The 14174-nt window shown below is 71.4% G+C and carries 13 protein-coding genes; 6 read left to right on the top strand and 7 right to left on the bottom strand.

The genetic code is table 11. From position 1 onward, the window contains the following. Positions 1 to 15 precede the first annotated feature (15 nt). The gene (locus AB0959_RS02380; protein WP_366824350.1) at positions 16 to 288 is read right to left on the bottom strand and encodes a DUF397 domain-containing protein; all 273 of its coding nucleotides are present in this window, start codon (positions 286 to 288) and stop codon (positions 16 to 18) included. Next, on the bottom strand, positions 289 to 1149 hold the full coding sequence (locus AB0959_RS02375; RefSeq protein WP_366824349.1) for a helix-turn-helix transcriptional regulator: 861 nt from the start codon (positions 1147 to 1149) through the stop codon (positions 289 to 291). A 245-nt stretch (positions 1150 to 1394) separates the two neighbouring features. Here AB0959_RS02375 and AB0959_RS02370 point away from each other — a divergent pair, with 245 nt between their 5' ends. From AB0959_RS02370 to AB0959_RS02360, 3 genes are all read left to right on the top strand, one after another. Continuing rightward, complete coding sequence (locus tag AB0959_RS02370; RefSeq protein ID WP_366824348.1) at positions 1395 to 2174, top strand: ATP-binding protein; 780 nt, start codon at positions 1395 to 1397, stop codon at positions 2172 to 2174. 41 nt (positions 2175 to 2215) lie between these two features. Beyond that, entirely contained in the window at positions 2216 to 2626 is a 411-nt protein-coding gene (locus tag AB0959_RS02365) for a hypothetical protein (RefSeq protein ID WP_366824599.1), read from the top strand. Positions 2627 to 3132: 506 nt separating this feature from the next. Beyond that, entirely contained in the window at positions 3133 to 4944 is a 1812-nt protein-coding gene (locus AB0959_RS02360) for an ABC transporter ATP-binding protein (RefSeq protein WP_366824598.1), read from the top strand. Between the two features lie 49 nt (positions 4945 to 4993). On the opposite strand, the gene AB0959_RS02355 is transcribed toward AB0959_RS02360, so the two are convergent. From AB0959_RS02355 to AB0959_RS02345, 3 genes are all read right to left on the bottom strand, one after another. After that, positions 4994 to 5167 carry a hypothetical protein gene (locus AB0959_RS02355; RefSeq protein WP_322726353.1) on the bottom strand — a complete coding sequence of 58 codons (174 nt, stop codon included), beginning with the start codon at positions 5165 to 5167 and terminating at the stop codon, positions 4994 to 4996. 229 nt (positions 5168 to 5396) lie between these two features. Beyond that, positions 5397 to 6785, bottom strand: a complete 1389-nt coding sequence (locus AB0959_RS02350; RefSeq protein WP_366824347.1) for an amidohydrolase — start codon at positions 6783 to 6785, stop codon at positions 5397 to 5399. Between the two features lie 100 nt (positions 6786 to 6885). Continuing rightward, positions 6886 to 8781 (bottom strand): FUSC family protein, encoded by a 1896-nt coding sequence (locus AB0959_RS02345; protein ID WP_366824346.1) that lies wholly within the window; start codon positions 8779 to 8781, stop codon positions 6886 to 6888. A gap of 752 nt (positions 8782 to 9533) precedes the next feature. Between AB0959_RS02345 and AB0959_RS02340 the strand changes: the two genes are divergently transcribed. The 3 genes from AB0959_RS02340 to AB0959_RS02330 all read left to right on the top strand — a co-directional run bounded on the left by AB0959_RS02340 (position 9534) and on the right by AB0959_RS02330 (position 11738). Continuing rightward, entirely contained in the window at positions 9534 to 10205 is a 672-nt protein-coding gene (locus tag AB0959_RS02340; RefSeq protein ID WP_366824345.1) for a hypothetical protein, read from the top strand. A 66-nt stretch (positions 10206 to 10271) separates the two neighbouring features. Further along, a complete protein-coding gene (locus tag AB0959_RS02335; protein WP_366824344.1) occupies positions 10272 to 11201 on the top strand; it encodes a GNAT family N-acetyltransferase in 930 nt (309 codons plus the stop codon). 129 nt (positions 11202 to 11330) lie between these two features. After that, positions 11331 to 11738: a RidA family protein gene (locus tag AB0959_RS02330; RefSeq protein ID WP_366824343.1), complete on the top strand. Its 408-nt coding sequence runs from the start codon at positions 11331 to 11333 to the stop codon at positions 11736 to 11738. Positions 11739 to 11749: 11 nt separating this feature from the next. On the opposite strand, the gene AB0959_RS02325 is transcribed toward AB0959_RS02330, so the two are convergent. Both AB0959_RS02325 and AB0959_RS02320 read right to left on the bottom strand, forming a co-directional pair. After that, the gene (locus AB0959_RS02325) at positions 11750 to 12466 is read right to left on the bottom strand and encodes an aspartate/glutamate racemase family protein (protein ID WP_366824342.1); all 717 of its coding nucleotides are present in this window, start codon (positions 12464 to 12466) and stop codon (positions 11750 to 11752) included. Positions 12467 to 12468: 2 nt separating this feature from the next. Next, complete coding sequence (locus tag AB0959_RS02320; RefSeq protein ID WP_366824341.1) at positions 12469 to 13989, bottom strand: NCS1 family nucleobase:cation symporter-1; 1521 nt, start codon at positions 13987 to 13989, stop codon at positions 12469 to 12471. Positions 13990 to 14174 lie beyond the last annotated feature (185 nt).

Below are 14174 nucleotides of genomic sequence, written 5' to 3'. Positions count from 1 at the left end.
GGCTGAACAAGGAACTCACGACAGCAGGAAGTCGGCCTCCCCCGCTTTCGCTCCCTTGATGAACGCGTTCATCTCGTCGGGCGTGTAGATCAGCGCCGGCCCGTCCGGGTCGGTGGACTGGCGTACGGCGATCCGGCCGTCGGCGAGCTTCATCGCCTCCAGGCAGTTGCCGCCGTTGCCACCGCTCCACGGTTTGTGCCAGCCCTCGCTGCCCAGTTCCCGGGCGGGCATGCCGTTGTAGGCGCGCATGTGCGACTGGTTGCGGGACTGGGGCTTGATGCGATCCATTCACAGCTCCTTGCGGAGATCCCGGAGGATCTCCTTCGTGCGATGTGCTGTGGCGGCCTGGGCCGCCATGCGGTCCATGACCTCGAGGTGGGTTGCCACTTCGTTGCGCGCGTCCAGGTAGACGGCACCGGTCAGGTACTCGCTGTAGACCATGTCGGGAAGCTCCGGCACGGCGAATCGGAACAGCACGAAGGGCCCGTACGTCCCGGGGTGCGGCCCCCGGTCGAACGGCGCGATCTGCAGCGTCACGTTGGACAACGCCGTGGCGTCGAGCAGCCTGTCGATCTGGGCGCGCATGACCTCGGGGCCGCCGACGGGACGGCGCAGGGTCGTCTCCTCCATCACGACCCAGAAGCGGGGCGCGTCCTCACGCGTGAGCAGGCCCTGCCGCTGCATGCGCAGCGCCACGTGACGTTCGATGTCCTCAGGGCTGGTCTGCCCGATGGCACCCGACCGCAGGACGCCACGGGCGTACTCCTCGGTCTGCAGCAGTCCGGGCACGAAGTGGGGTTCGTACGAGCGGATGGTGCTCGCCGCGCCCTCCAGGCTGACGTACATCGAGAACCAGCCCGGCAGGATGTCGTGGAACCGCTGCCACCAGCCGGGTTTGTTGGCCTCCTCGGCCAACTGGACGAAGGCTTCGGCCTCTTCGTCGGTGATGCCGTACGCCTTCAGCAGGAGCTGGAGGTACGGGATCTTGAGGGCGACCTCTGCCATCTCCATACGGCGGACCGTGGCGGGTGCGACGCGCAGGATGCGTGCGGCCTCCTCGCGCTTCAGGTTCGCCTGCTCCCGCAGGTCCAACAAGCGTCGGCCGAGAACGACCTGACCGACCGTCGGCGCGGACCGCGGCTCGCTCACCTCGCCCCTCCTCCTGGCCCGTAACTGGTGCTCCTCCTGGTCTCGACAGCCCTGCGGCGCCCGTCCGAAGCCTTGCCGTGCCCGTGCGTGTTTACGTGGTCACACACCTGTGCACTCGTGCAGGGATCCAACTGGCGCCGCGTCACGTGCTGTTACCGAGCAGTGTGCCACGACCTTTCAGAGAGTCACACCGCACTCTGCATTTTTCAGAGTGACTCTTGCCAAGTGTTCGAGGCGAGGAGATAGTGGCAACTGTGATTCCGCCTGCGCCCTTAGGAACAGATGCCGCCGAAGACCGGTTCGCTCCCGGACCGGCGGCCGGGGTGCGCCCCGACGCGGCCGTCGAGGCGGCCGTCGAACGCCGGTTCCGCTTCGAACTGGCCGCGCACCCGGGTTCCGTGGCTCACGCCCGGCGGATGACGCGCGCCCGGCTGTCCGGCTGGGCACTGTGCGAGGACACCTGCGACACGGCCGCACTGGTCGTGTCCGAGCTGGTCACCAACGCCATCGTGCACGCGGCCGGCCGCCGGGTCGTCTGCGAGCTGCACGACCGTGACGACCTCGTCCGGATAGCCGTGCGTGACGAAGGGTGCGCTCCGGGCGAGCCGCACCCCTCGCCGCAGCGGCCCGAGGAGGAGCACGGGAGGGGACTGCTTCTCGTCGAGGCCATGTGCCGTGCCTGGGGCGCGCAGGACGCGGGCCCTGGGCTGCTGGTCTGGGCGGACCTGCCTCGTGGGGTCATCCCCGCTCAGCGCTCCGCGGACGCGTCGCGGCCGGCGGACCCCGCGCGCCCCCTGCGCACCGTGCCGCCCCCCGCGGACCGTCGTGGCCGGGGCCACGGCCACGACCGTGCCCAGGAGCGCGTCCAGGACCGCGTCCAAAACACCGCCGCCCGGTCCGACCTGGGCTGGAGCGCGAAGAAGCCGCCCGCGGAGGACCGGGGCAACGGCACGGAGGCGTCCCACGAGACGGGGACCGTGGAGGTCCTCGCGGTCGAGCACGGCCGAGAGCGGGGGAGTGTGTGAGGGCGTCGACCGGTGCGGATTCGGGGGGCCGTACGGCCCCGGTGGTGTGCCTTGACACCCTGATCCGCCTCCGGCGCGGTCAGCGGACCCCCGAGACGCCCCAGCGGCTCGCGCTGCCCGAGGGCATGACCGCCCCCATGGGCTGTGACGCGGTCGGAGTGCCCGCGGAACTCGGCCCCGAGGTGCTGCCGCGGCTGCCGCGCGTGGGGTGCGTGTACGCCGACGGTACGCACTGGTGGTGGATCGTGCCCTCCGACTCCGACTACGCCCTGAAGTGGCCGGAGCCCGTCCGGTACGTCGCGGGCGCCGTCCTGCCCGACACCCCCGCCGCCCCCGACCTCATCCACAAGCCCGTCGGCACGATCCCGTACACCCCGCCGATACCGCTCTACCTGGCCCTGTGCCGGGCGACGGGGACGACGCCGGCCTGGTCGCGGCCGATCAGCGCCTGAGCGGGAGCCCGCCGCGGGGCGCGCGAGCGCTGTCCGCCGGGCCGGTGGTGGCGGGCCGGTCTCGGGTCGGGGGCGTTCCGGTCCCCCGAGCCGCGCGGCCGTCACCACCCTCCGGGCCGCCACTCCCCCTGCCCGCCCAGCCGCTCCTCCCTCGCAGCTCCCCCACGCTCACTCCCCGCGCACAGCCGTCCGACGGCTCGCGCCGCCGTGCTCCGTACGAGCCGCCGCGAGACGGTCGCGCGCTCTGGTCCCCCGGCGTCCGCCCCGCGATAGTGGCGTTCGCCGACGATCGGGGGAGGCCCGGGGTGGGGAAAGCGCCCGACTCGAACAAACGAACACCGCGCGCACGACGAACGCCACGAACGCCACGCCCGCCACGTACACGCGAGAATGACCACCAGCCGGAGATCTCCGACTCCGAGGTGCTCCTCTTCGGCGGGCCGCTCCGGTACGACACGGGCTGGTCGCAGCACGCCGACGCGTTCCTGGAGCTGAACTTCCGCGCCATGGTGAGGCGGCTCCCGTCACTGCTCGCCTCCAGCTTCCGGCTGGCCTGGCAGGCGGACCGGCGCGCCGCCCGGACCGTGCTGGCCGCAGAGGTCGGCCGGGGCCTGGCCCAGGCGGTGAGCCTGCTGGCGGTCAACACCGTCCTGGCCCGGCTGATGGCCGCCGGCCCGGTCGGGGACCGGTTACGGGGCGCTGTCCCGGCCCTCGTCGCCATCGCCGCCGTCATGCTGCTGGCCGCCCTGCTGCGCGCCGTCTCCACGCACGGCACCGGCCGCCTGGAACCCAAGGTCGAACGGGTGGCCACCGAGCTGTACCTGGAGCGGGCGGCGGCCGTGGAGCTGGCCGCCATCGAGGACGACGCCTTCCACAAGCTGCTCGACACCGCGAAGTACGGCGCCCAGTCGGCGCGCCGGATGATCTCCTACGCCGCCCGCGTGGTGAACGCGATGATCTCGCTGGTCGCAGCGGCGGGCGTGCTGACCGTGCTGCACCCGGCCCTGCTCCCGCTGCTCGTCACGATGACGCTGCCGAGCGCCTGGAGCTCGCTGACCATCGCCCGGCGCCGTTACGAGTCGTTCCACGCCTGGGTGCAGCACGCGCGTGCGGGACGCCTGATCAGCGAACTGCTGACCCAGCCGGAGGCGGCCCCGGAGATCCGTGTGCACGGGGTGGGCCCGTTCCTGCTGCGCCACTTCCGCTCGATGTCGGAGACGGCGGAGGCCGAGCAGGCGCGCCTGGCCCGCCTGGCGGCCCGTACGGGGCTCATCGCCGCCGCCTGGACGGGGCTCGCGACCGTGGCGACGTACGCGACGCTCGGCGCACTGCTGCTCGCGGGCGCCATGGCGCTGTCCGTGGCGGGGACGGCGGTCATCGCGATCCGCACCGGCTCGGCCAGCCTCGACACGCTCGTCCTGGAGCTCAACGCCCTGCACGAGGAAGCGCTGTTCGTGGGCGACATGGAACGTCTGTACGTGGAGGCGGCCAAGCGCGCGATACCGGTGGGCGGGGAACCGCTGCCCACGGACCCCCGCGAGATCCGCCTGGAGAACGTCACCTTCGCGTACCCGGGCAAGGCGACCCGGCCCGCCCTGTCCGACGTGACGCTGACGGTGCCGCTCGGCAGGATCGTGGCGCTCGTCGGCGAGAACGGCTCGGGCAAGACCACCCTGGTCAAGCTGCTCGCCGGGCTGTACACACCGGACAAGGGCCGCATCCTGTGGGACGACGTGGACACGGCGAACGCCGACCGGCAGCAGCTCGCCGAACGCATCGCGATGGTGGCGCAGGACTTCAAGAGGTGGCCCTTCACGGCCCGCGTGAACGTCGCGGTGGGCCGCCCCTCGGCGCCGCCGACCGACGAGCGCGTCTCCTCGTCGGTCGCCGAGGCGGGGGCCCAGGACGTGGTGGCGGACCTGCCGCGCGGCCTCGACACGCTCCTCGCGCGCGGGTTCAGCGGTGGACACGAGCTGTCGGGCGGGCAGTGGCAGCGGCTCGGCATCGCGCGGGCGGCGTACCGGCGTGGGCACATCCTGATCGTGGACGAGCCGACGGCGGCCCTCGACGCCCGCGCCGAGCTGGAGGTCTTCGAGAAGATCCGCGCCCTGGCGAACACCGGCCAGACCGTCATCCTCATCACGCACCGCCTGGCCTCGGTGCGCCACGCCGACCTGGTGCACGTCCTCGACCAGGGGCGCCTGGTGGAGTCCGGCACGCCGGAGGAACTCCTGGCCACGGGCGGCGTCTACGCGGAGCTGTACTCGCTGCAGGCGGAGCAGTTCACGGCGAAGGTGCCGACGAGGGAGGCGGGTTGACGGGTCTCGGGGACCCACTCACTGGTCACTCTCCGGAGTCACTCATGGGTCACTCTCCGGAGTCGGCTCCGCGCACGATCACCAGGAACGTGTCGGTGGCGAGGTCCATGACGACCTCCGCGGCCTGACCCTCCAGGCGGCGCGCCTGCGCGAACTCCTCGGCGGGCCACGAGCCGCGCGGCCCGCCTGCGGGGAAGCGCTTCAGCACTGTTCTCCCGTTCACCCTGCACCTCCCTGTAAAGCCTGTACTCGTAGAGTTAAACGCCCTCCAGGGGGTGAACGGCTCTTGACGTGACGGTAATGAGACGTAGTTGACACTTGGTCAACGCAGAACGGTGAGGAAGCTCTCAGAAAACGCCCTGCTGGGTGACTTTCCGCACCGAATTCCACACGTGACGTGTCCGACGCTCAATGTCCAACGCCCACGTGCCCGGCGACCACTTCTCCGACGATTACTCCGGCGGCTTGTCGTACTCCTGGATCCGCCTCCCGTGGGTGCGGTCCACCAGCGCGGGCAGGCGCGCGCCGAGTTCCTCCACGGTCGCGGGGAGGTCGATGGTGAGGAGTTCCCGGTCACGCATGAGGACGCGCCCGTCGACGATCGTGGTGCGGACGTCGGAGGAACGGGCGCTGTGCACGAGGGTGGCGGCGAGGTCGTGGACGGGCTGGGCGTGCGGGCCGCTGATGTCCACCAGGATGATGTCGGCGCGTCGGCCGGGTGCGAGGCTGCCGACGCGGTCCCCCAGACCGACGGCCCGGGCGCTCTGGAGCGTGGCGTGGTGCAGCGCCTGCCGTGAGGTCAGCCAGCGCGGGTCGCCCTCGGTCGACTTCTGCACGAGCGCGGTGAGGGCCATGGACTCCCACACGTCGAGCGAGTTGTTCGAGGCGGCGCCGTCCGTGGCGAGCCCGACGTCGACGCCGATACGGCGCAGGGCCCGTACCGGAGTGGCGGGCCAGGCGAACTTCAGATAGCCGCGGGGTGCCGACGCCACGGCGACCGGCCCCGTCGCCCGCTCCAGGACGGGAAGGTCGCGCTCGATGATGCCAGTGCCGTGCGCGATCAGCACACCCGCGTCCAGGCCGAGGAGTCCGGTGCGTTCCAGCACTTCGATGGGCGTGACGCCGTGCCGGGCGAGGCTGTTGTCGGTCTGGTCGCGGCTCTCGGAGGCGTGGAGGTGGACGGGCAGGCCGTGTTCGCGGGCGAGTTCGGCAGTCGCGGCGAGGTCGGTTTCGTCGACGGTGTAGGGGGCGTGCGGGGCGAGTGCGGTGGTGATGCGTCCGCCGGCGCCACCCCGGTGCCGTAGCGCGAACTCCAGTGACTTCTGGCGTCCTTCGGGCCCCTGGGAGGAGAAGTAGGCCTCCCCCAGGTGCGCGCGCAGACCGCTCTCGGCCGTCACGGCGGCGACCGTGTCCATCGCGAAGTAGTGGTCGGCGAAACAGGTCACGCCGCCGCGGATCATCTCGGCGCACGCCAGCCGCGCGCCCAGCTCCACGTCCTTCGGGGTGAGGTTCGACTCGATGGGCCAGACGACGTCGTTGAACCACTCCTCGGCCGGCAGGTCCTCGGCGACTCCGCGCAGGGCGACCATCGGGGCGTGGGTGTGGCAGTTGATGAGACCGGGCAGGGCGACCTGGCCGCGGGCGTCGATGCGCTCGGTCGCGGGCGGTTCGGCATGGGCGCCGGCCCCGGCCCCGGCAGAGCCGACGTACTCGATGGCCCCACCGCGTACGGCGATCGAGGCGTCCTCGACGAACCCGATCCCTTCCTCCTCGTCGTGCACGAGGGCGGCGCAGCCCGTGATGAGGAGATCCGCGGGGGAGTCGGCGCGAGACGGCGTCATGCGGTCACGGTACGACGGTGGCGTACTCCCGGGAGAGGTGAACGAGCCATCCTGGGAGCCGAGGGCCTGATCGAGAAATCGAGAAAGCGAAGGGTCTGCGCTAGCCCACCGTCCGCAGCCCCGGCAGGGTGCCCCGCCGGGCCGCCGGTGCCAGGCGTCCCAGCCCCGCCCGTCTGCCGCGCTCGGTGAGTTCGTCGAGGAGTTCGGTGAGCCGCTCGGTGTCCTGGGGCGTGAGGTGGCCGGTGTCGTCGAGGTGGACGGCGTACGCGGTGGTGGTGTCGACGAGGCGTTCCAGCGTGGCCGCGACCTCGGCGGTGCCCTCCGTGTGCCGGGCCAGAGCCGGGAGTTCGGCCGCGGAGAGGTCGATCGCGGCGTGGGCCTCGGCGAGCGTGCGGTAGGCCTCGCGACGCAGGGTCCACCGCCGGGCGCGGTCGTCGGACTCGCTGAGCACGTGCGCGAGGTAGGCGTACGCGGCGTCCCCGGCCTTGGCCAGTCGCGCGCGTACACCGCCGCCCCGCTGCCCCGGCATCGGCAGGTGGCCCACGATCAGCACGATCGCGCAGGCCAGCAGCGTCTCCAGGATGCGGCTCCAGGAGGCCTGCGGGTCGCCGCCCACCATGACGAGTGCGAGCACGAGCACGGTGACGACGGCGGTCTGCGCGGCGAAGTGCCGCGTGGCGACGGGAATCAGCGCACCGCAGACGGCGACGAGCGCCACGAGCCCCTCGGGCCGCGGCAGCAGGGCGGCGAACCCGGCGAAGACGACCGCACCCAGCACGGTCCCGGCCGCCCGCGACAGCACGCGCGAGGCGAGCGGCCCGAGGTCGGGCTTGACCAGGAAGACGGCCGTGGCGGGCAGCCAGTACCAGTGGACGTGGTGGAGGGCCTGCGCGACGGCCGCACTGACCCCGAAGGACAGGGCGACCCGCATCCCGTACTCGCGCCCGCCGGACCCGAGGGCGACCCGGACGAGCGACTTGCCGCTGCGACGCCGGCGGTGGAGCCTCTCCTCGTGAGCGTCGCCCTCCTGGTCGAACGCCTCGGCGGCCCCCAGCAGGGCGTCGTCCAGGGCGCGCAGGGCGGGCGCGGAACGAGCGGGCGCGGGCAGTGGCCCGGTGGACGTGTTGGCCCGTACGGCGGCGGCGAGGCGCAGTGGCCCCTCGGCGGCTCGGGCGGGCACGGCCTCTCCCGCCCAGGCGAGCGCGGTCGCCGCCTCGGCGAGGGGCAGCGCGGCGGCGTACTGGGTGTGCAGCCGCCGCTCGGTCGCCGAACTCGCGTACCGCCGCAGCCGGGGTCCGGCGAGGGCGTCCTGCGCGTGATCGAGAGCGGCGGTCAGGGCGGCCCGCCGGTCGGTGGCTTCGGGGCTGCCCGTGGCACGCAGCAGCTCCACGACGGCGTCGTACACCTTGGCGACGGCATCCCGCTCCCCGTCGAACCGGAAGTCGAGCCAGAACTCCAGCCGCGAGTCCCCCGCGACGGCTCCTGGCGTGGGCAGCACGAGCCGCAGGGTGAGCAGCCACGCGGCCCCACCGACGTAGGCGAGCGCGCGCTCCCAGCCGCTCTCGGGCAACGGCATCCCGGCCCCGATGGCCGCCGTGACGAGCAACTGCGTCCCGGCCCCCGACGCCACCGGCCCGATGGCACTGACGCTTCCTGCGAGCAGCCCGAGCAGGGTCAGGACGAGGGTGAGCACGACGGCATGCGTGTGTTCCCCGGCGTACGTCCCGACGAGCAGCCCTCCGGCCCCCGCGAGCGCCGGCACCCCGATCCGCTTGACCGAGATCCTCCGGCTCCCGGGCCGGTCGTTGATCCCGGCGAGCATGGCCCCGAGCGCGGCGACGACGCCGACGGAGACCTGGTCCATGAGTACGGCCGCGAGCAGCAACGGCCCACCCGCCAAGGCGCCCCTCACCACCGCGTTCCACGGCACGGGCCCCCTCTGCGCACGCAGAGCATGAGCAAGCCAGGGCGGCACGGCAAGCGCGAGGCGGGACAAGGGTGTGGCTCCTGTCAGGACGAGGGCGGGGGTGTGCCTTCGTTCGGGCGACGGTGGCCGGAAGGGCGGGGTTTCCTGGTCTCCACGGTACGGGGCGTGGCCGGAGGGGACGGGGGGTGTGTGTTAACGGGGTGTGACGATCGGCGGGAAAGCCGGGTTCTTTATGAACGCAATGGCGGGGATCAGTCGGCGACGCCTGCTGAAGACCTCCCGGACCAGACACCACTCATGAGCACCCTCCGCCGCTCCGGCGCGTCCAGCCGCCGGAAGCCTCCAGGGCCCTCCGGGAAGGGGCACCGTAACGCGACCCCATGAGGTGCACGTCCTCGAAGAGCGACTCGGCCACGGAACGCGTCGTCGTCGCTCATCCCCGGGGCTCACCGATGGCGGGCGAAGAAGGCGACGACGCGGTCGCGCACCTGTTCCCACCCGTCGGTCACCATCTGGGTCACGAACGGCGTGGCGCCCGCCACGGCCAGACTGGTCAACTCGGCTTCCAGACTTGTCGGCCGTCCTGCTCATCGCTGCCGGTCGAGGGCTTCCTGGCTGTCTTCCCCGCCGCCGACGAGGACGGCACCGAAGTCACCGAGCACCGCTGCTCGCCGAGCAGTAGCCCCGGGGCGGCCACAGGCCCCTCCCCGCCCGATTGTCAGTGGCGCGCGCTTCAATGGGAGATGTCGTCACAGAGCGTGACGGCCGAGCTGTTGAGCGCTGCATTGCTGCTGCGCTGCTGCGCTACGGGGGAGGTAGCCATGGGTGGTTACGAGGAGGACGGGCGACGGTATGTGTCGCTGGCCGGGCTGCGGGTGCGCGGGTGGACCGGAGGGATGGTGCACCGGCTGCTGGGGTCGCCGGACCGGCTCGCGCTGAATCCGCGGTTCAGGGCCGCGCCGCCCACGCGGCTGTATCGCGTCGAGCGGGTCGAGGCCGCCGAGCGGAGTGAGGAGTTCCGGGTGGTGGCGCAGGCAGCCGCGCGGCGGTCGGAAGTGGTGCGGGCCGCGCTGGGGCGGCGGCAGGAGGAGGTGCTGGAGCGGATCAGGACCGAGCCCCTCGACGTGCCCCGGCTGGACCCGGGCAAGCTGGCGCGGCGTGCCGTTGAGCACCGGGCACGGATCGAGGCTGAGGCAGGGCGGCAGGACGAGGGTGCGAGGGACGAGGGTGCGAGGGACGAGGGTGCGAGGGACGACCGCACCTCCCTCGCGCCCTGGAAGGTCGACTACCTGCGGCAGCGGCTGGTCGATCATTACGGCCGGCTCCTGGACGGGCCCCCCGGAGGCGGTGGGCCCACGGCCCTCGGACGTGCGGAGGCGGAGGCTTTGCTGCATTGGCGGATCTACGCGGCCATCGCCGAGGCACACCCCGATCTCGCACACGAATGCGAGAGACGAATGAGTGATCAACAGCTTGGTCCACCGCACCGGTGAAGTGTGCGGTGAACTCCCCTGCGAAACCGGGCGGTTGGAGCCGGGGCGTCTCTACGCTCCGGGCCCATGAAGGATGATCAAGCCCTGCGCGTGCACGAACGTCTGGCGTCCTCTCCCCTGCTCCGCCCTGTCGCCTTCGGTGAAGGCCGCCGGTTCGGGCTCTGGGATCTCGCCTCACTCACCGAGGGAGCCCTCGGCACATGCGTCGACCCGGGTTCGCTGACGGTGACGGCCGAGAAGCGGTTGCGGCTCCGGCTGGGCGCGGCCGGGCGCTCGTACCCGCATGACGACGAGTACCGCGGGAGGTACTGGATCCGGACGCCCGGTCGCGAGGGTGAACCGATCGGGACCATCGCCGTCGACACATGGCTCACCGGCGTGGGGTCGTTGCGCGTCTCCTCTCTCTACGTCCATCCGGTCGCCCGGCGGCAGGGACTCGGCGCGGCGGCTCTGGACGCGGTGTACGAGGCCTGCCGCGCGGAGGAGTTGCTGCACGGGTTCCGCCTGGACACGCACTGGACCTGGCAGGCGTCCGTCCGTTACTACCTCGGCCGCGGGCTCTGGGTCACCTCGTGGAAGCACACGCTGGTGCTCGCCAGGTTGTCGTATCTGCCGCGGTACGAAGTGCGGGAGGGGGAGGGGGAGTTGACGTTTCTGGTGGACGGGGCGCAGGGCCTGGTCCCGCTTCTCGTGGCCGGGAGCGACGACGGGCGGCTGCGGCTGCGGGAGACCGAGGAGTACCGGCGCATGGTGGACGATCGCGGTGCCGTACGTATGTACGCGCGTTCGACCCTGGCCCTGCATCTCGCCATGCGCGGGTGGCCGTTGGTGCGAGGGGAGAAGGAGGGAGCGGAGGCCGGTCGGTGGTGTGACATCGGTGAGCCGGAAGGGCTGGCGTACAAGCTCGGCGTGTTCGAGAGGGTGGCGCGCGAGGACGGCTGGCGGGTGGAGAGTCCCTACGCCGGCAGTGGGGTGCACGATGCGCTGACGAGGTAGGTCGCATCGCCGCGCCGGGGTGGCCGACGGGTGACCGGGGAAAATCGGGTGCGGTGACGTCACAGTGCTCGCATGATCAAAAGTTGATCGAGTTGATCCAAGAGTTGACCTTTGATCCTGGGAGCTTCCATGATCCAGCGCGTCACCGTCCCCGGCCTCTTCCCGCCGCCCGTGTACTCCCACGCGTCCGTCGTCGAGGCGGGGACGAAGCTGGCGTTCCTGGCCGGTTCCGTCCCCCTCGACGCCGACGGGAACCTCGTCGGCGCGGGCGACCCCGTACGGCAGGCCGAGCAGGTGCTCGCCAACCTCGGCGAGCAACTGCGCGCGGTCGGCAGCGACTTCGCGCACGTCGTGTCGAGCGACGTGTACGTCGTGAGCGGCGAGACCGCGGTCCTCTCCGCGGTGTGGGACGTCGTCGAGGCCTCCGGCCTCAGCACCGGCCCGCACTCCTCGACGCTGCTCGGCGTGGCCTGCCTCGGCTACACGGGCCAGCTCGTGGAGATCACGGCGACCGCGGTCGTCCCCGAGCCCGCGTAGCCCGCGCAGGTTCACTCGTCGCTCCGGCCCCAGGTCCGGCGCTTGGGGAGGGGCTTGGCGTAGCTCCCCGCACGGCTGGTCGTGAGGCCGAGTGTCACCAGCGACTCGGCGAGTTTCACGGCCGCGCCCACTCCGTCGACGACGGGCAGCCCCAGCTTCTCCCCCACGGTCCGCTGCAGCCCCGTCATCCCGGCGCACCCGAGCACCAGGACCTCGGCGCCGGCGTCCCGCGCCCGCTCGGCGGCGGCCACGAAGGCTTCCTCGGTGCGTACGGGATCGCCGAGGTCGAGGACGCCGAGCCCGGTGCCGACCACGGCGGCGCAGTTCCGCCCCACCCCGGCCGTCTCCAGGCTGTCCTCGATCTGCCCGCAGGACCGTTCCAGCGTGGTGACGACCCCGTAGCGCCGTCCCAGCAGGCACGCGAAGTGGGCGGCGGCCTCGGTGATGTCGACCACGGGCACTTCGACGAGTTCCCGCGCCCCTTCACGTCCGTGTTCGCCGAACCCGGCCATGACGACGGCGTCGTACGGCTCGTCGTACGTCCGCAGTGTGTCGAGGACGGCGGCGGCCGAGAGGTAGCTGTCGAGCCAGCCCTCCGCCGACTCGGGTCCCCACGCCGGGGTCAGTCCGATCACGGTGGTGCCCGGGCCTGCGGCGGCCCGGGCACCTCGTGCGATCTCCTCGGTCATCTCCTGCGTGGTGTTGCAGTTGGTGACGACGATGCGCACGCTCAGCCCTCCACGGCGGTGGGACCGGCGGCTGCAGGCCCTTCGGAAACGGCTGGCGCTTCGGAGACGGCGGACGCTTCGGCCGCGGCGCGCTCGGGGCGGCACAGCAGGGCGTACAGCCCGGCGGCCATGGCCGTTCCGATGAACCAGGAGTACGGGGCGACGGAGTGGAAGTCCTTCACCAGCGCGAGTACCGCCGACACCGCCGCCGCGGGCAGGAACGCCCACAGGGCCTTGGGGTTGACGCCCTTGCGGTAGTAGTAGCGGGAGCCGGGCTCGGCGTTGAAGAGCTCGTCGACGTCGATACGCCCGCGCTTGACCCAGAAGTAGTCCAGCATGATCACGCCGAACAGGGGGCCCAGGAAGGCGCCGAGGCCGCCGAGGAAGTAGTTGACGACGGTCGGGTTGGAGAAGAGGTTCCACGGGGTCACGACCAGCGCGGCGACCGTGCTGATCATGCCACCGACCTTGAACGTGATCTTCTGCGGCCAGACGTTGGCGAGGTCGTACGCCGGCGAGACGAAGTTGGCGACGATGTTGACGCCCATGGTGGCGATGGCGAAGGTCAGGGCGGCCAGGACGAGCACCCAGGTGTTGCCGACCTTGGCGACGAGCTCGGCCGGGTCGGTGATGGCCTCGCCGAACACCTCCAGCGAGCCGGCCGTGACGATGACCGACACGACGACGAAGGCCGTGGAGTTGATCGGCAGGCCCCAGAAGTTGCCCCGCCTGACAGCCTTGTAGGTGGGCGCGAAGCGCGAGAAGTCACAGAAGTTGAGCATCAGAGTGCCGTAGGTGGCGAGGATCAGCCCGATCGCGCCGAACCACTGCCGCCACTGCTCACCGGTGGAGACCGGGTGCGGGGTCGAGGTCAGCGAGATGGTCCAGCCGGCCTTGGCCAGGACCCACACGGCGAGCGCGATCATCACGACCCAGATCGCGGGACCGCAGAAGTCCTGGAACTTCCGCACCGACTCCATGCCCTGGCTGATGATCAACGCCTGGAGGATCCAGAGCGAGACGAAGGAGAGCCAGCCGAGCGCGTGCAGCCCGAGGAAGGAGTTGTGCGTCCAGGACTCCAGGCCCGGCCAGGCGGCCAGCAACATCACGTTGACGGCGACGGACGCGAGGTAGGTCTGGATGCCGTACCACATGATGGCGATGACGGCCCTGATCAGCGCCGGGATGTTGGCGCCCCAGACGCCGAAGCTGATGCGGCTGACGACGGGGAAGGGCACGCCGTGGCGCTGCCCGATCCTCCCCATCCAGTTCATCCCGACGTAGATGAGCACGAAGCCGACGAGCAGGGAGGTGAAGACCTGCCACACGTTCATGCCGAGGACCAGCAGGCCCGCGGCGAACGTGTAGTTGCCAAGGTTGTGGACGTCCGACATCCACATGGCGAAGAGGTCGAAGACCTTCCAGTTGCGCTTCTCGGCGGGCGCGAGGTCTTCGTTGGTGAGCCGGGGATCCGGGACGAACGCGGATGTTCCGGTTGCTTCGGCATGGTCGGCGAGAGACACGGGGCCTCCATGAGCGAGGGGACGGAGGAGGACTGTTGTGGGAGGACAGTGTGCGGGGCCGCCTGCGAGGGGGACTGACCGTGGGGGCCAACTGCGGGGGCCAGCTGCTGGGGCCAAATGCAAGGTGTTTGGTATACCAAACTGCGCCCATGGTCCTCCCGTCAACAGTTCCGACCGATGTCGTT

Origin of the sequence: Streptomyces sp. NPDC046862, from assembly GCF_040704615.1 — a bacterium.
Classification (GTDB): Bacteria; Actinomycetota; Actinomycetes; order Streptomycetales; family Streptomycetaceae; genus Streptomyces.
This window is presented reverse-complemented; position numbering and strand designations above follow the sequence as displayed.